At 67.0% G+C, this 15571-nt stretch carries 15 protein-coding genes; 4 read left to right on the top strand and 11 right to left on the bottom strand.

The window, feature by feature from the left end:
• Window positions 1-24: 24 nt before the first annotated feature.
• A complete protein-coding gene (locus ACSQ3M_RS26310; protein WP_436153034.1) occupies window positions 25-1218 on the top strand; it encodes an MFS transporter in 1194 nt (397 codons plus the stop codon).
• 3 nt (window positions 1219-1221) lie between these two features.
• On the opposite strand, the gene ACSQ3M_RS26305 is transcribed toward ACSQ3M_RS26310, so the two are convergent.
• Together ACSQ3M_RS26305 and ACSQ3M_RS26300 are read right to left on the bottom strand one after the other, a co-directional pair.
• Window positions 1222-2346, bottom strand: coding sequence for a zinc-dependent alcohol dehydrogenase family protein (locus tag ACSQ3M_RS26305; RefSeq protein ID WP_436153033.1), 1125 nt, complete (start codon window positions 2344-2346; stop codon window positions 1222-1224).
• A gap of 72 nt (window positions 2347-2418) precedes the next feature.
• Window positions 2419-3381 carry a LysR family transcriptional regulator gene (locus tag ACSQ3M_RS26300; protein ID WP_436153032.1) on the bottom strand — a complete coding sequence of 321 codons (963 nt, stop codon included), beginning with the start codon at window positions 3379-3381 and terminating at the stop codon, window positions 2419-2421.
• A 205-nt stretch (window positions 3382-3586) separates the two neighbouring features.
• On the opposite strand from ACSQ3M_RS26300, the gene ACSQ3M_RS26295 reads away from it, so the two are divergent.
• Complete coding sequence (locus ACSQ3M_RS26295; protein ID WP_436153031.1) at window positions 3587-4573, top strand: MBL fold metallo-hydrolase; 987 nt, start codon at window positions 3587-3589, stop codon at window positions 4571-4573.
• Here ACSQ3M_RS26295 and ACSQ3M_RS26290 read toward each other — a convergent pair.
• On the bottom strand, window positions 4540-4977 hold the full coding sequence (locus ACSQ3M_RS26290; RefSeq protein ID WP_436153030.1) for a winged helix-turn-helix transcriptional regulator: 438 nt from the start codon (window positions 4975-4977) through the stop codon (window positions 4540-4542). The genes ACSQ3M_RS26295 and ACSQ3M_RS26290 overlap by 34 nt on opposite strands.
• An 88-nt stretch (window positions 4978-5065) precedes the next feature.
• On the opposite strand from ACSQ3M_RS26290, the gene ACSQ3M_RS26285 reads away from it, so the two are divergent.
• Window positions 5066-6055 (top strand): NADPH:quinone reductase, encoded by a 990-nt coding sequence (locus tag ACSQ3M_RS26285; protein WP_436153029.1) that lies wholly within the window; start codon window positions 5066-5068, stop codon window positions 6053-6055.
• Between the two features lie 98 nt (window positions 6056-6153).
• Here the strand turns inward: ACSQ3M_RS26285 and ACSQ3M_RS26280 are convergent, their stop codons facing one another.
• The 8 genes from ACSQ3M_RS26280 to ACSQ3M_RS26245 all read right to left on the bottom strand — a co-directional run bounded on the left by ACSQ3M_RS26280 (window position 6154) and on the right by ACSQ3M_RS26245 (window position 14950).
• Complete coding sequence (locus ACSQ3M_RS26280) at window positions 6154-8049, bottom strand: bifunctional sugar phosphate isomerase/epimerase/4-hydroxyphenylpyruvate dioxygenase family protein (protein ID WP_436153028.1); 1896 nt, start codon at window positions 8047-8049, stop codon at window positions 6154-6156.
• 3 nt (window positions 8050-8052) lie between these two features.
• The gene (locus tag ACSQ3M_RS26275; RefSeq protein WP_436153027.1) at window positions 8053-8790 is read right to left on the bottom strand and encodes an ABC transporter ATP-binding protein; all 738 of its coding nucleotides are present in this window, start codon (window positions 8788-8790) and stop codon (window positions 8053-8055) included.
• A 207-nt stretch (window positions 8791-8997) separates the two neighbouring features.
• Complete coding sequence (locus tag ACSQ3M_RS26270; protein ID WP_436153026.1) at window positions 8998-9741, bottom strand: ABC transporter ATP-binding protein; 744 nt, start codon at window positions 9739-9741, stop codon at window positions 8998-9000.
• Window positions 9738-10751 carry a branched-chain amino acid ABC transporter permease gene (locus ACSQ3M_RS26265; RefSeq protein WP_436153025.1) on the bottom strand — a complete coding sequence of 338 codons (1014 nt, stop codon included), beginning with the start codon at window positions 10749-10751 and terminating at the stop codon, window positions 9738-9740. Before ACSQ3M_RS26265 ends, ACSQ3M_RS26270 begins: the two co-directional genes overlap by 4 nt.
• A complete protein-coding gene (locus ACSQ3M_RS26260; protein ID WP_126113276.1) occupies window positions 10748-11626 on the bottom strand; it encodes a branched-chain amino acid ABC transporter permease in 879 nt (292 codons plus the stop codon). Before ACSQ3M_RS26260 ends, ACSQ3M_RS26265 begins: the two co-directional genes overlap by 4 nt.
• Before the next feature lie 213 nt (window positions 11627-11839).
• On the bottom strand, window positions 11840-12976 hold the full coding sequence (locus ACSQ3M_RS26255; protein ID WP_436153024.1) for an ABC transporter substrate-binding protein: 1137 nt from the start codon (window positions 12974-12976) through the stop codon (window positions 11840-11842).
• 64 nt (window positions 12977-13040) lie between these two features.
• Window positions 13041-13925, bottom strand: a complete 885-nt coding sequence (locus ACSQ3M_RS26250) for a shikimate dehydrogenase (protein WP_436153023.1) — start codon at window positions 13923-13925, stop codon at window positions 13041-13043.
• Window positions 13926-14035: 110 nt separating this feature from the next.
• Window positions 14036-14950, bottom strand: coding sequence for a LysR family transcriptional regulator (locus ACSQ3M_RS26245; RefSeq protein WP_436153022.1), 915 nt, complete (start codon window positions 14948-14950; stop codon window positions 14036-14038).
• Window positions 14951-15108: 158 nt separating this feature from the next.
• On the opposite strand from ACSQ3M_RS26245, the gene ACSQ3M_RS26240 reads away from it, so the two are divergent.
• The gene (locus ACSQ3M_RS26240; RefSeq protein ID WP_436153021.1) at window positions 15109-15561 is read left to right on the top strand and encodes a hypothetical protein; all 453 of its coding nucleotides are present in this window, start codon (window positions 15109-15111) and stop codon (window positions 15559-15561) included.
• Window positions 15562-15571: the final 10 nt, after the last annotated feature.

The following is a 15571-nucleotide window of genomic DNA, read 5'->3' as shown; positions in this document are numbered from 1 at the left end:
ATTTCATTCGGTCATTCTGTCAAAATGACGAATGAAAATCAAACAGCTTCGGACGCGCACCGGATTCCCGCCGCTGCCTATGCGCTCTGCCTGTGCATCGGGTTGGTTGGCGCCAACTCGCTGGCGCTGGGGCCGATCGCGCCGCGCGTGGCCGAAAGCTTCGCCAGCGACGTGCCGGCGGTGATGACCGCCTCGGCCGCCTTCGGCATCGGCACGGCGGCGAGCGCCCTGCTGCTCGCCGGGCTGATCGATCGCTTCGGTGCGGGACGCATGCTGCGCTATGCCCTGCTCGCCTTCCTGGCCGCGCTCGCGGCGAGCGGCGCGGCGCCGATCCTGCCCGCCTTCGTCGGCGCGCAATTGCTGGCCGGGATCGCCGCCGGTCTCGCCCTGCCGTCGATCTATACACTCGCCGCGCTGGCGGCGCCTGCCGGGCGCGAGAGCGACACGCTGGGCGTCGTCCTGTTCGGCTGGACGCTCAGCATGGTGGCCGGCGTCTCGCTCTCGGCGGTGGTCGCTGACCTCTTCGGCTGGCGCATGGTCTACGGCCTCGTCGTCGTCGCGGGGCTCGCGGCGATGGCTGGTACCACCAAGCTGACCGCCAGTGGCGCTGCGACCGGGCGCGCCGCGCCGTCGCCGCTCTCGGCGTTGCGGGTTCCCGGCATCGCGCCGCTGCTGCTCGCCTGCGCCGCCTTCATGGCTTCGTTCTACGGCGTCTACGCCTATGTCGGCGACCATCTGCACCGGGTACTGGGCTTGCCGGTCAGCGCCGGTGGCCTGCTCGCTCTGTGTTACGGCCTCGGCTTCGGGGCGACGACCTTCCTCGACCGCTGGATCGACCGCCTCGGCCCGGCCCGCCTGCTGCCGGTGTTCTTCGCGGTGGTCGGCGCTGTCTATCTGGCGATGAGTCTCGCCGCTGCCTCCTATCCCGCGCTGCTTGCCGTGGTGTTCTTCTGGGGCATGGCCAACCATGCCGGGCTGAACGTTCTGATCCTCCGGCTGGGTGCGCTCGATCCCTCCCGCCGCGGCGCGATCATGGGGCTCAACAGCAGCGTGACCTATCTCGCGCTCTTCGTCGGGACGACCGGTTTCGGGCCGCTTTATGCCAGCGCCGGCTTTCCGGCGCTGGCCGGACTGGCGGTCGCGCTGATGCTGGTGGCGGCCCTTGCCGCCACGCTCGCGCCCCGCGCCGCAACGGCGAGCGACCAGCCCGCCGCTTGATCCCTACATCTGGATGACGTGCCGGATCGTCCGGCCTTCATTCAGCGCGTCGAAGCCTTCATTGATGCCCTCGAGCGGGCTTGAACTGGTCCAGAGCTTGTCCACCGGCATCCGGCCGCGCTGATAGAGTTCGATGAAACGCGGGATATCGCGCACCGGAATGCAGGAGCCGACATAGGAGCCCTTCAGCGTCCGCTCCTCGCCGACGAGCCTGACCGGCGCCAGCGCCATGGTGTGGGCCGGATTGGCGAGGCCGGCCGTCGTCGTCGTGCCGCCGCGCCGTGTGACCTGGTAGGCGAGCTCCAGCGCCTTGACCGAACCGGCCATCTCCAGCCCGTGATCGACGCCGCCCTTGGTCGCGGCGCGGATCGCCTCGACCACGTCGGGCGAGCCGGCGTTGAAGGTGTCGGTCGCGCCGAGCTCGCGGGCGATCCTGAGCTTCTCGTCGGAGAGGTCGACGGCGATGACACGGGCGGCGCCGCAGGCGGCGGCGCCGAGCAAAGCGGAGAGGCCAACGCCGCCGATGCCGACGACCGCGACCGTTTCGCCGGCGCGGACCTTGGCGGTGTTCACCGCCGCTCCGACACCGGTCAGCACGGCGCAGCCGAACAGCGCTGCGATCTCGTGCGGAATGTCGGCCTCGATCTTCACCAGCGAATGGCGCGACATCACCGCATGCTCGGCGAAGGCGGAGACGCCGACATGATGGTGCACCGGCTTGCCGTTCTGCGAGAGGCGGCGCCCGCCAGCCATCAACTCGCCGACGCCATTGGCGGCATTGCCGGGCTCGCACAAGGCAGGGCGCCCCTCGCTGCACGGCGCGCAATGGCCGCAGGAGGGCACGAAGACCATGACGACGCGGTCGCCTTTCTTGAGGTCGGTGACGCCGACCCCGACCTCCTCGACCTCGCCGGCCGCCTCATGGCCGAGCACCATCGGCACCGGGCGCGGCCGGTTCCCGTCGATCACCGAGAGGTCGGAGTGGCAGAGCCCCGCGGCGCGGACCCTGACCAGCACTTCGCCCATCCCTGGCGGGGCGAGTTCGACCTCCTCGATCCGGAGCGGCTTCGACTGCGCATAGGGCGCGGCGACGGGGCTGGCGTGCAGGACGGCGGCGCGGGTCTTCAAGGCGTATCCTCGTGGCTGATGTGCAAGCGAGTGTTCGGCTGGCCGCGTCGCCTGTCAAAGACGAAATCCCGATCAGCCGTATAAGGCCGGCGGATCGCTTTCGTCACCGAGCGTCGCGGTCCAGCTCTCTTCGGTGACGAGGCCGCGCAGGATCTCCCAGGAGAGCTGGCCGATGGCGCGGGCCGCGGCCGTCATCGGCCGCTCGGTCGAGTAGGCAAGATAGACCTTGCGATAGAGCGAGGGCTGCTCGATCGGCCAGGTTCGGAAGGTACCAGCCTTCTCCTGCGCCCTCACGGCCATGCGCGGCAGGATGCCGTAGCCGAGGCCGCGTTCGGCCAGGCGCTTGATCTGCGCATAGGATTCGATCTCGACCGCGGCGTGGACGGTGGCGTTGATACCGGCCGCCGCCTCGTCGATCTGGTCGCGCAGGCCGTGGCCCGGCCCCGGCAGGATCAGGTCGAGCCCGGCTGCCTCGGTCAGCGTCACCGCCTTGCCCGGCGAGGTTTTCAGCGCCGTCAGCGCCGGCACGCCGAACAGGCAGAGCTCCTCGGTCAGGATGTGATGGATGCCCAGCCCCTTCGGGTCCGAGGTCGAGTAGATTACCGCAAGATCGACCTCGCCCTTGCGCAACCAGTCGAGCACGAAGCCGCTCATCGCCTCGGCAATGCGGATGCGCACATCCGGATAGCGCTCCTGCGTCGCCTCGATCAGCGGCACGCTGAACTGCTCGCTGACGGTGCCCGGCAGGCCGATACGGACCTCGCCGGCCGGCGCCGCCTGTTCGCCGCGGACGCTGTCACGCAGTTCGGCGAACTCGGCGAGGATGATGCGGGCCTTGACGAGCAGGCGCTCGCCGGCCTCGGTCGCCTGCACGCCGCGCGTGCCGCGATGCAGCAGGGCGACGCCGAGCTCATCCTCCATATGGCGCAGATGCTGGCTCAGCGCCGGCTGCGCCACCCGAAGCTTGACTGCTGCCTTGGAGAACGAGCCCTGTTCGACGATGGCCGTGAAATAGCGCAACTGGCGCAGATCCATCGCCGCGTAATCCCCCAATGCTTCTGTTTCGCCGCCGTCCCGCAGGGCGGCAGCTTTCGCTTATGCAGACTAGAGCGAAGCCTTATTGGCCGTCCACTCCGCAGGCGTGCATCCTTCCTCTCCGGCAAGGCCTGACGCGATGCCAGGCCTCCCGCGCGAAGAAGACGGCGCCCGACGCCGCTCCCTTTTGTCCCGGAGGAACGCCATGTCGAACCTGCTCATCCCGTCTACCAGCCGCCGCGGTTTCCTCTCGGGCGCGGCGGCACTCGCTGCTGGTGCGGCCTTGCCCGGCGTCGCCGTCGCCAAGGCTCCGCTCGCGAACAGCCAGGTGCCGTACTACTACCGCTTCATGCTCGGCCAGGCCGAGATCACGGTGGTCTCCGACGGGCCGCTGCCGCTCGGAGATCCCGGCTCCAGCTTCCTCGGCCTGCCGAAGGAGCAGGTCTACGGCCTGCTCGAGACCAATTTCCTGCCCAAGGACAATGTCGTGCTCGAGCAGAACATCCCGATCGTCAATTTCGGCGACCGGCTGGTGATGTTCGACACCGGCATGGGCTTCTCCAAGGCCTTCGGCCCGACCACGGGACGGCTCCTGAAGAGCATGCAGGAAGCCGGCATCGACCCGACCTCGATCGACGCCATCGTCTGCAGCCACGCCCATATCGACCATACCGGCGGCATCTGCTCGGCCGAGGGCAAGCCCAATTTTCCGAATGCGCAGATCTATATCAGCCAGGTCGACCATGATTACTGGCTTGACGATGCCCGGCTCGGCTCGCCGTTCAAGGCCTTCGGCGAGCATGCCCGCGCCAACTTAAGGCCCGTGCGCGACCGCATCGTCTTCTTCAAGGACGGGCAGGAGTTCCTGCCGGGCATCACCGCGATCTCGGCGCCGGGCCACAGCCCCGGCCATACGATCTTCAACGTCTCCTCCGGCGGAAAGTCGTTCACCTTCCTCGGCGATCTCACCCATCACCCGGTGCTGCTGACCGAGAATCCGCGCGTCGAATTCGCCTATGACTACGATCCCAAGCAGTCGGTGCAGTCGCGGGTCAGGCTGCTCACCATGCTGGCCGAGCAGAAGACGCCGGTAATGTCCTATCACTTCGCCTGGCCAGGCTTCGGCAACCTCGCCAAGGCCGGCGACGGCTTCCGCTACTATCCCGCACCCATGCAGATGCTGCGCGGCTGAGCTGTTCCTCCCCCGGATTCAGTCTCCGCAGCGTCCATGCGCGCCTGGAAGCTTTGGCCCCAGGCGCGCATGGCGAGCAGCACCGGCTCCAGCGATTGCCCGAATTCGGTCAATTCGTATTCCACCTTCGGCGGCACCTCCGGGTAGACGATCCGGCGCACGACACCATCCGCTTCCAGCTCGCGCAATTGCAGGGTGATCATCCGCGGCGTCGCCCGTGGCGTCAGCCGGCACAGCGCATTGAAGCGCAGCTTGCCGCGCAAAAGCTGGAACAGCAGCACCGGCTTCCAGACCCCGCCGATCACCGACAAGGTCGCCTCGACACCGCAGCCCGTGCGCGCCGCCGGCTCGCGGCGTGGACGTGCCCCGGTGGTCTGGGTGAGTTCAAGGGCACTTACACTCATGATAGTACATGTTCTCTTTGTACGTACTTGTTCCTGATAAGCTATGACGACACTTGCCGGCTTCCGCAATCGCACAGGGAGCATGACGATGAAGGCAGCATGGTATCAGCGCAAGGGGCCGGCGAATGAGGTCCTGCAGGTCGGCGAGCAGCCTCAGCCAGTCGCCGGGCCGGGCGAATTGCTGATCAGGGTCCGCGCCAGCGGCATCAACCCGTCGGATTGGAAGGGCCGCGCCGGCTGGCTCGGCCGTGACCAGATGCCGTTTTCGCTCGTCATTCCGCATCAGGACGGTGCCGGCGAGGTCGTGGCCGCAGGTTCACCCGAGCTGGAGAGCCGCATCGGTGAGCGCGTCTGGTTCTATGAGGCCTCGCTCGGCCGGCCCTTCGGCGGAGCTGCGGAGTATGTCGCGCTGCCGGCGCGGCAGGTCCAGCCGCTGCCCGCCAACGTCTCATTCGAGGAAGGAGCCTGTCTCGGTGTACCGGCGATGACGGCGCATCGCTGCGTCTTCGCGGATGGGCCGGTTGCGGGCAAGGTCGTGCTCGTCACCGGCGGTGCCGGCGCGGTCGGTCGCTATGCCATCCAGTTCGCCAAGCAGGGCGGGGCGCGGGTGATCGCGACCGTCAGCCGCGACGAGCAGGCGCGCTCCGCCAAGGCAGCGGGCGCCGATCTCGTGCTCAACCGCCTCAGCGACGATCTCGCAGCGCGCATTCGCGAGTTCGCCGGCAAGGAGCGTGGCGTCGACCGCATCGTCGAGGTCGCCTTCGGTGCCAATCTCGATCTGACCATGCAGGTGCTGGCGCCACGCGGCGCGGTCGCAACCTATGCCTCCGATGCGAAGCCCGAGCCGGCGCTGCCGTTCTGGCCGCTGATCACGCTCGATGTGACGATCCGCTTCGTGCTGGTCTACGTCATGGACGCGGCCGCGCATGATGAGGCCGCCGCCGCTATCGGCGAAGGCTTGCGCGACGGCTGGCTTAGCCACGAGGTCGCCGCGCGCTTCTCGCTCGATGAGATTGCAGAGGCGCATGAGCTGCTCGAGAGCGGCCGCGCGGTCGGCAAGGTCGTGGTGACGAGCTAGAGCATTTTCGAGCGAAGTGGATACCGGTTCGCGTGAAGAAAATGCGATAAAACAAAGAGCTGGAACATTTCCGCGGGTTTGAAATCCGCGGAAGGGCTCTAGCCCTCGTGCAGCGGGCGCGGCACCGTTACGGGCCGCGCCTCGCGCGCCTGTGCCGCGAGCCGCACCGGCGCATTGACCGCACCGAACCCGGCATAGCCGCCGCGCCGCTCGACGATCTCGAAGAAGAAGCGCTGGGCGAAGACGTGGGTGTAGACCTGCAGGAACTCGGCCTCGCCGTCGCGGTCGTAGAGGATGTGGTGCTCGCGCAACCGGTCGAGGAAGGCCGGCTCCAGCCCGTAGCGGGCTTCGAGATCGTCGTAATAGTTCTCGGGGATATCGAGGAAATCGAGCCCGGCGGCCCGCATCGCAGTCACGGCCGCGAAGATGTCCGGCGAGGTGAAGGCGATGTGCTGCACGCCCGAGCCGAAATGCTCGGAGACGAAGCGCGAGGACAATGTCCGCGTCGCCTGCGAGCCATTGAGGATGAGGCGGACCGAGCCGTCGGCAGCGACCAGCGGCCGGCTCTGCACCAGCCCGGCGGGGTCGGCGATGGCGAGCTGCGGGATGCGATCGAGCGCGAACAGCGAGGTGTAGAACAAGAGCCAGGACAGCATCTCGTCATAGTCCATCGACTGCGAGATGTGGTCGACGTCGGTGAGCAGGGCAGGGGCACTACCGCCGGCGCCGGTGGCGATGAAGTCGTCGTGCCAGCTCTGGGCGCCGTCATGGCGCGGCTCGGTGAAGTAGATCAGGCTGCCGCCGACGCCGCGGATCGCCGGAATTTCCATCTCGTCCGGCCCGACCGATTGCTCGAAGGTCGTGTCCTTCAATGCCCGGGCGCGCGCCATCGTCGCCCCGACATCGGCCACCCGCAGCGCCAGCGCGCAGACGCCGGGCCCGTGCATGATCGCATGCGACTGGGCGAAGCCGTCCTTCTCGGTGTTGACGATCAGGTTGATCCCGCCCTGGCTCCAGCGTGTCACCGCCTTGCTGCGATGCTCGCCGCTCTTGTGGAAGCCGAGCGCGCTGAACAGCGTGGTCAGCGCCTGCGCCGGCTCCTCGTCGAGCGCGAATTCAAGGAATTCGACGCCGAGCAGTGGCGCCCGGTCCGGCATCTCCGCCTTGGCGGGATCGCTCAGGCGGGCCGTCTGGTCGGCGAGCTGGATCAGCGAGCGCAGCCCATCGACCGCGACGCGCTTGGCCGAGCCGGCGCGGAACTGGTCATTGAAGATCTCGAGCGAGAGCGGGCCTGAATAGCCTGTCGCCTCGACCGCTCTCAGGAAATCGGCGACGGCGAGGTCGCCCTGGCCGGGGAAGTTGCGGAAGTGCCGGCTCCAGCTCAGCACGTCCATGTCGAGCTGCGGTGCGTCGGCGAGCTGGACCAGCTCGATCCGGTCGCCGGGGATCGAGGCGATCGGCTCCAGCGGCGAGCATCGCGCCAGCGTGTGGAAGGAATCGAGGATGAGGCCGATGCGCTCATGGTTCGCCCGGCGCACGATCTCCCAGGCGTCGCGATAGTCGTTGACGTGCTTGCCCCAGGCCAGCGCCTCGAAGCCGACGCGGACATCGTGCTTACTGGCGAGGTCGCCGAGCTCGCTGAGATCATGGGCGGCGCGGTCGATACCCCCCAGCGATTGCGGCGAGACGTTCGAGCAGATCAGCATGAGCTTGGCGCCGAGCTCGTTCATCAATTCGAACTTGCGCCTGGCCCGCTCGAAGGTGCGCGCGCGCAGCGGCTCCGGCATGCCCTCGAAATCACGGAAGGGCTGGAAGGCGACGATGGCAAGGCCGAGATCGGCGATCATCCTGCCGACATCGCGCGGATTGCCGTCGAAGGTCAGGAAGTCGTTCTCGAAGACCTCGACCCCGTCGAAGCCGGCCGCCGCGATGGCCTGCAGCTTGTCGGCGAGATCGCCGGAGAGCGAGACGGTGGCGATCGAGGTCGGGTTCATGGTTCAGGCCGCTTCCGTCATCGCGCCGCCGAGGAAAAGCTGGCCGACGCGGGGGTCGGCGAGGATATCGGCCGCGGGACCCTGCATGCGGGTCTGGCCAAGCTCCAGCACCAATCCTTCGTCGGATATCTCCAGGGCCGAGCGTGCATTCTGCTCGATCATCAGGATGGTGACGCCCTTGGCGCGCAGCTCCTTCAGGATGCCGAAGGTCTCCTGCACCAGCATCGGCGAGAGGCCGATCGAGGGCTCGTCGATCAGCACCAGCCTGGGGTCGAGCAAGAGGCCGCGCACGATCTCGAGCTGTTTCTGCTGGCCGCCCGAGAGCGTCGAGGCCTGGACATCGGCCTTGGCGCGCAGCGACGGGAAGCGGTCGAGCGCCGCCTCGATGCGCTTCGGCATATCGGTGATCTGGCTGCCGGCAGCGACCGCGCCGAGCTCGATATTGTGGCGCACCGAGAGCTCGGGGAAGATGTTGCGGCCCTGCGGCACATAGCAGATGCCGGCCTCCAGCAGCTTGCGCTGGTTCCAGTTGGTGATCTCCCGGCCTTCCAGCCGGATATGGCCCTCGCGCACCTTGAGCAGGCCAAAGATCGCCTTGAACACGGTCGACTTGCCGGCGCCATTCGGGCCGATCACCGTGGTGATGGCGGCGCGCGGCACCTTAAAGCTCGTGCCGTTGAGGATGGTCATGGCGCCGTAGCCGCCGACCACGCCGTCGAGTTCGAGGATGGGAGTGGTCATCACCTGTTTCCCTTCGATGCGAGGAACCGCGCAAGCCCTCCCCCCTTGTGGGGGAGGGTTGGGAGGGGGGTGTCGAGGTTGCAGAGCTTGAGGAGGCTGGCTGGTTCGTCGTCGAGGGCGGCATACCCCCCTCTCCATCTCTCCCCCACAAGGGGGGAGAGAGGCGCAAAGCCGATCGGCGCTGCGAGATTTGCAAAGCAGCGCATCTCAATGCCCCAGATAGGCTTCGATGACCGCCGGATTGGCGCGGACCTCGGCCGGCGTGCCCTCGGCCAGGACCTTGCCCTCGGCCAGCACGATGACGCGCGAGCACAGCGACATCACGAAATCCATGTTGTGCTCGATCACCACGAAGGTCGCGCCCTGCTCGGCGTTGATGGCGCGCAGGCGCTCCTTGAGATCGCCAAGCATGGTCAGGTTGACGCCGCCGGCCGGCTCGTCGAGCAGGACGAGGCGCGGTCCCGCCATGAAGGCCATGGCGGCGTCGAGCAGCTTCTGCTGGCCGTAGGAGAGCCCGCCCGCCTTGGCGTCGGCGAGATGGCCGAGCTTGAAGAAGCCGATCATCTTCTCCGCGGACTGGCTCAGGCCAGCGTCACGCGCTCCGAAGAAGCGCGAGAGCATCGTGCCTTCGTGCTCCTGGCCGGCGAGGATCAAGTTCTCACGCACCGAGAGCTCGGGGAAGACCTGCAGCAGCTGGAAGGTGCGGCTGACGCCGAGCCGGTTGAGCTCGGAGGGGCGCATATTGGTGACGTCGCGCCCGTCGAGCTTCACCGCGCCCTCGGTCGGCTCGAGCTGGCCGAGGATGCAGTTGAACAAGGTCGACTTGCCGCAACCGTTCGGGCCGATGATGCCGAGGATCTCGCCTTCGTTGACCGAGAAGGAGACGCCGTTCACCGCCTTGATGCCGCCGAAGGCCTTGTGGAGGTTCGAGACTTCGAGGACCTGGTTCATCGGTTGCCTCCTGTCTTGCCGGTCAATCGATTCCAGCCGCGCTCGAGCAGGCCGCTCATGCCCTGCGGGCAGGCGATCAGCAGCAGCATGACGATTCCCGCGAAGATGATCAGGTAGAGCGAGCCGGCAAAGCGCAGCCATTCCGGCAGCACCACGCCGAGCAGCGCGCCAATGAAGGGGCCGAGCAGGTAGCCGGCGCCGCCGGCGACCACCATCAGCAGCAGGAAAAAGCTCTGCGACAGCGAGAACGGCGAAGGGTCGATGAACTCGACCAGCGGCGCATAGAGCGCGCCGGCGAAGCCCGCATAGGCGGAGCCGATCGCGAAGGCGAGCAGCGTGTACATGCGGGTGTCGATGCCGAGGCTCGCGGCGCGGATCGGGTTCTCGCGCAGCGCCGTGAAGGCGCGGCCCCAGGGCGAGCGGATCATCCACCAGAGCCCGACTGCGAGCAGGAAGGTGACCACGACGACGAAGCGGTGGAAGGCCAGCGCCCCGTCGAGCTTCAGCCCGAAGAAGCTCGGGCGCGGGATGTTGGACAGGCCGAAGACGCCGCCGGTCAGCCATTGCTCATTGCGCAGGACGAGCCAGATCAGTGTCGAGAAGGCGAGGGTGACGAAGGCGAGATAATGCGCCTTGACCCTGAGCGCCGGGAAGCCGAGCACCAGCCCGACCGCGAAGGTGAGCAGTCCCGAGATCGCGAAGGAGGCGTACCAGTTCAGCCCGACCTTGCTGGTCAGCAGCGCCGTCGCATAGGCGCCGATGCCCATGAAGGCGGCCTGCGCCAGCGACTTCAGGCCGGCATAGCCGAGGGTCAGGTTGAGCCCCATCACGGCGACGCTCATCACCAGCCAGAGCGAGAGCACATAGGTGCCGTAGCGGCCCATGCCCGACGGGACGAACCACAGGATGACCGCAGCCGCGACCAGCGTCATCAGCGCGCCGTCGACGAAGGCGGGCAGAGGCAGGCGGCGCGCCGCCGGGGCGGCGCCATGGGTTGCGGGCGCGGTCATACGCGGCGCTCCTCTTTGCGGCCCATCAGGCCTTCCGGCTTGACGAGAATGACGACGACGAGGAGCACGAGCGGCACGGCGAGTCGGTAGGAGGTCGAGATGTAGGCGGCCGCCATGCTGTCGACGATGCCGACGATCAGCCCGCCGACGAGGGCGCCGCGGACCTGGTTGAAGCCGCCGACGATCGCCGCGATGAAGGCGAACAAGCCGATCACCTCGCCATTGGAGAACTTCGCCAGATAGATCGGCGAGATCAGCACCGAGGCGACGACGGCGAGCGCCGCGTTGATCACGAAGGTGAGCAGCACCATGCGCTCGACCGGGATGCCGAGGATGCGCGCCACCGTCGGGTTCTGCGCCGTCGCCTGCATCTGGCGGCCGAGCCGGGTGCTGCCAACGAACCATTGCAGCAGGCCGATCACCGCGAAGGCGACTGCGATGATCGCGACATGCTGCAGCGAGATCGCGGCGCCGAACACCGAGATCGTCTCGGTCGGCACGAAGGAGGGGAATTTCTGCGCCTCGGCCGAGAAGCCGTCCTTGGCGCCTTCCTTCATGATGATCGACAGCGCCATGGTGGCGATGGCGAGCGGTAGAACGCCGTGCCGGATCATCGGGTCGACCACGGCGAGCTTGAAGCCGACGCCGAAGATCAGGATGAAGGCGGCGATGCCGATCAGGGCTCCGAGCCAGATCGGCGCGCCGAAGAGCTTGATCGCGAGCAGGACCAGCACGGCCGGCAGCATGACGAACTCGCCCTGGGCGAAATTGATCGTCTGCGAGGTCTGCCAGACCAGGGTGAAGCCGATCGCGGCCAGGGCATAGATCGCGCCCGTGGCGATGCCGGCGATGAGGTAGGCGAGGAATTCGGCCATGGCTTTGCTCTCGCTCGATTGGCGCGGTTCTTAAAAGGCCCGCGCGTAGAGATCGTGCGCGGGAGCCCTCCCCCCTTGTGGGGGAGGGTTGGGAGGGGGGTGACTGGGTGAGCGGCGTTGCTTGCCTGCTCATGATCAGCCTCACGGCTGACTAACCCCCCTCTCTAGCTCTCCCCCACAAGGGGGGAGAGGACCTGTCGCGGCTCGTCGGTCTTACGGGTTGATCTTCGGCAGCGTCGCCGTGATCACCTGCTTGCCGTCCTTGACCTCGGCGAGGAAGCTCTCGCGGTCGAGGTCGCCGTTCTTCTCGACGGTGGTCTCGATCAGGATGCCGGGCTCTTCCGAGGTCTTGATCGTCGCGCCGCGCAGCGTGTCGGCGACGCCCTTCTTGTCGAATTTCTTCTGCTTCTCGGTCGCCCACTTCACCATGTAGACGGCCATGTAGCCCTTCAGGCCGTTATGGTCGGAGGCGTAGTTGTACTTGGCCTGGAACTTCTTGCCGAACTCCTGGAAGGCCGGGATCGGCGCGTCGATCGAGAGGCCGACATGGCCCTTGACGCCATTAGCCGCATCGCCGGCGAGCTCGATCACCTTCGAGCCGAGCAGGGTGGTCTCGCCGACCATCGGCTTGGTGATGCCCTGCTGCTTGGCGGCGCGCAGGAAGCGAGCGCTCTCCTCCTCGTTCAGGTAGACGAAGATCGCGTCGGCATTGGCGTTCTTGACCTTGATCGCGTCGGCGGCGAAGTCGGCCTGGCCCTGTTCGGTCGAGACGTCGACGGCGAGCTTGATGCCGGCCTTCTCCAGCTCGGGGATGATCGCGTCGCGGCCGCCCTTGCCGAAGTCGTTGTTGACCCAGACGACCGCGACCGAGCCGGCCTTGACCGTGTCCTTCAGATATTTGGCGATCTTCGGCATCGCTGCGCTCTGGCTGAGCGAAGTCCGGAACAGGTACTGGTTGCCCTGCTTCGTCAGGCCGGCCGCCTCGCCGCCGACGAGCTGGGCGATTTCGGCGCGTTGGGCGATCTGCATGGAGGCGCCGATCGGGCCGGAGAAGACCGGACCGAGCACGGCATAGGTGCCCTCGTCGATCGCGCGCTGTACGGCGGCGCGGGTGTTCCCCGGATTGGTCTGGGTGTCGTAGTGGACGATCTCGATCTGCTTGCCGAGGATGCCGCCCTTGGCGTTGATGTCGGCGACGGCGAGGTCGATGCCGTTCTTCCAGTTGGTGCCGGCGGTCGCGCCTGCGCCCGAGAGCTCGACGACGTCGACCAGCTTGACCTTGTCCTGCGCCAGCGCGGGCAGGCTGACGGCCGCGCCGAGCGCGGCGGCGATGATCCAATGCTTTTTCATTTTCGTTTCCTCCACTCGTCTTTACGTCTTTTGATCCCCGCCCGGTGATGCCGGGTCGTCTTGCTCAGGCGGCGCGCTCGGCGCCTTCCCGTGCCGCGATCACGGCGTCGAAAGCGGCGCCGATCACGGCCTCCGAAACCTCCAGCCCGGTGAACAGCCGGAAGGCGTCAACGCCCTGGTGGACCGCGAGCTCGCGCCCGGTCATCACGGTCGCGCCGGCCTTTTGCGCCGCTTTCAGCAGCGGAGTAAAGAGTGGGTGATAGACCGCGTCCCCGACCCATTGCGACGCCTGGATCGCACTTGCCTCGATCGGAATGCCACGGTCCGGCAGCATGCCGATCGGCGTGCCGTTGACGATGCCGGCGGCGCCCTCGGCTGCAGCCTCGGCGCTGCTCGAGATCACGGTCTCGGCGCGCGCGCCCAGGGCCGCTGCGAGTGCTTCGGCCTTGCTGTGATCGGTGTCGTAGAGCCTGAGGCGGCTGACGCCGCTGCCGGCGAGCGCGAAGGCGATCGCCTTGCCGACGCCGCCCGCGCCGATGATCGCGACCGGCTTGTCGCCATCCTGCCGGCCGAGCCGGCGATAGGCGGTGGCGAAGCCGGTGGCGTCGGTGTTGTGGCCGGTCAGCTTTCCGCCATCGACGACGACGGTGTTGACCGCACCCATCGCGGCGGCTTGCTCGGACAGTCCGTCGAGCAGTGGCAGCACCGCTTCCTTGTAGGGGTAGGTGACGTTGATGCCGGAGAAGCCGAGCCGGCGGATGCCGTCGAGCATCGCGACGAGATCGTCGCGTCCGGCGCCGGCGACCTCGATCAGATGGTAATGCGCCTCGATCCCGGCGGCGCGCGCCGCCGCTTCCTGCGCCGCTGGTGTCGCCGAATGCGCGATCGGCGAGCCGAGCAGCCCGAGCAGGACGCGTTTGCTCTTCTTGGCGGTGACGATGGTCGACATTCCATTCCCTTTGGCGCGCTCGTCTGGGCGGGCTTGCGCAATAGCCCGCAGCTAAACCGATTTGAAGCCGTAACGCGATAACCAATTCGTCGCTGCTGCCTAACCTGATGTTATCTTTCTGCGGCAAGCCGCGGTGAAATGACGGCGGTCATCTCCTCGCGCAGCAGGCGGACGAAGGTTTCGGCGTAGAGCGAGAGAGCCTTGTCGTTCTTCATCGCGACATAGGTCTGGAAATGGGTCGGCTCCTCGATCGGGATGGTGACGATCCCCTGCATCGAGCCGTGCGCGACGGTGAACTGGTCGATGATGGCGATGCCGAGGCCGGCCCGGACCAGTGTGCAGACCGTGGTCCCGAAACGTGCCTTGATCGCCATGTCGTAGCGCAGCTTCTGGCGCTCGAAGATCTCGCTCATGATCCGGCCATAGGGATCGTTCGGGTCGATCCCGATCAGCTGATGCGTGACGATCTCTCGGGCCGAGATGCTGGTGCGCCCGGCGAGCGGGTGGTTCTGCGGGACGATGCAGAGCAGCTCACCCATCGCCAATGGCATGAAATCGAGCCCGGGATGATCGAGCTTGTAGCTCATCGCCACGATCTCGCCCTTGCCGAGCAGGAGGTAGTCGAGCGCCTCCTCGATCTTCAGGATGTTGATGTCGATGCGCAGGTCGGGATGCTTGCGCCTGAGGCGCTCGATCGCGCGCGGCACCATGACATGGCAGATGCTCGGCACCGAGCCGAGCTTGAACTCGACATCGCCGCCGCGTTCGATCCTGGCCAGCATCGAGTGCAGGTCGTCGACCTTGCGGTAGACCCCGTTGATCTGCTCGAAGATGTCCTTGGCTTCGGGGGTCGGCAGATATCGGCCGTGCCGGCGGTCGAACAGCTTGAGGCGGAGCGTCCGCTCGGTGTGCTTCATCAGCCGGCTGATGCCCGGCGCCGAGACGTTGAGCAGCTTGGCCGCGCCGGCGATCGTGCCGGTGATCATGATCGCCCGGATCACCTCGATCTGGCGCAGCGTCAGCATGGCCGGCGTTTCCCCTCTGTCCGTTTCTTGCCGGCAGCGGAAGCGAGGGGCGCTTGCCTGTCAAGACGGGGTGGTGCCAGCCCGGTTGGACCGAGTTGACTCCCGCATGATTTGCCAGTCACCTCCCGTTAGGTCGTCGATCGATCCGGGGGGATGGCATGGCGGAACAACTTCATCCCGCGGCGCCGCATCACCTGCCGGCGTTCATCACCAGTCCGGGCGGGACGGATTATCTGATGGTCGCCGCGGCGGTCATCCTGGTCGGCGCCGTACTCGGCATCGGCCTGCTCTTCCTGCGCCTGCACACCTTGCCGGAACGCATCGCACACAAGACCCACAAGTTGCAGTTCGAGATCGTTGCCGTGCTCGGTCTGCTCGCACTGTTCACCCATGTGCATCTCTTCTGGGTGATCGGCCTGTTCCTCGCCTTGATCGACATCCCCGATATTCCCGGGATGTTCGGCCGGATGGCGGGCGCGCTCGAGAAGATCGCGGGCATCGCGCCCGGTCATGGCGGGGAGGCCGCTTCGGACGTGGAGCATGGAACCGCTCCGCCCGACGACAAGCCGGTGCAGGTATCGGCCGCGGCCGCGCCGACCGGCCAGCATTGAGGAGGTAGGC

Origin of the sequence: Allobosea sp. LjRoot90, assembly GCF_964254315.1 — a bacterium.
GTDB lineage: Bacteria > Pseudomonadota > Alphaproteobacteria > Rhizobiales > Beijerinckiaceae > Allobosea.
This window is presented reverse-complemented; position numbering and strand designations above follow the sequence as displayed.

Excerpts from the sequence above, each read along its gene's own strand:
- ACSQ3M_RS26310 (WP_436153034.1), top strand. The coding sequence starts at position 25 with ATGACGAATGAAAATCAAACAGCTTCGGACGCGCACCGGATTCCCGCC.
- ACSQ3M_RS26300 (WP_436153032.1), bottom strand. The coding sequence starts at position 3,381 with ATGGATCTGCGCCAGTTGCGCTATTTCACGGCCATCGTCGAACAGGGC.
- ACSQ3M_RS26295 (WP_436153031.1), top strand. The coding sequence starts at position 3,587 with ATGTCGAACCTGCTCATCCCGTCTACCAGCCGCCGCGGTTTCCTCTCG.
- ACSQ3M_RS26290 (WP_436153030.1), bottom strand. The coding sequence starts at position 4,977 with ATGAGTGTAAGTGCCCTTGAACTCACCCAGACCACCGGGGCACGTCCA.
- ACSQ3M_RS26285 (WP_436153029.1), top strand. The coding sequence starts at position 5,066 with ATGAAGGCAGCATGGTATCAGCGCAAGGGGCCGGCGAATGAGGTCCTG.
- ACSQ3M_RS26280 (WP_436153028.1), bottom strand. The coding sequence starts at position 8,049 with ATGAACCCGACCTCGATCGCCACCGTCTCGCTCTCCGGCGATCTCGCC.
- ACSQ3M_RS26275 (WP_436153027.1), bottom strand. The coding sequence starts at position 8,790 with ATGACCACTCCCATCCTCGAACTCGACGGCGTGGTCGGCGGCTACGGC.
- ACSQ3M_RS26270 (WP_436153026.1), bottom strand. The coding sequence starts at position 9,741 with ATGAACCAGGTCCTCGAAGTCTCGAACCTCCACAAGGCCTTCGGCGGC.
- ACSQ3M_RS26265 (WP_436153025.1), bottom strand. The coding sequence starts at position 10,751 with ATGACCGCGCCCGCAACCCATGGCGCCGCCCCGGCGGCGCGCCGCCTG.
- ACSQ3M_RS26260 (WP_126113276.1), bottom strand. The coding sequence starts at position 11,626 with ATGGCCGAATTCCTCGCCTACCTCATCGCCGGCATCGCCACGGGCGCG.
- ACSQ3M_RS26255 (WP_436153024.1), bottom strand. The coding sequence starts at position 12,976 with ATGAAAAAGCATTGGATCATCGCCGCCGCGCTCGGCGCGGCCGTCAGC.
- ACSQ3M_RS26250 (WP_436153023.1), bottom strand. The coding sequence starts at position 13,925 with ATGTCGACCATCGTCACCGCCAAGAAGAGCAAACGCGTCCTGCTCGGG.
- ACSQ3M_RS26245 (WP_436153022.1), bottom strand. The coding sequence starts at position 14,950 with ATGCTGACGCTGCGCCAGATCGAGGTGATCCGGGCGATCATGATCACC.
- ACSQ3M_RS26240 (WP_436153021.1), top strand. The coding sequence starts at position 15,109 with ATGGCGGAACAACTTCATCCCGCGGCGCCGCATCACCTGCCGGCGTTC.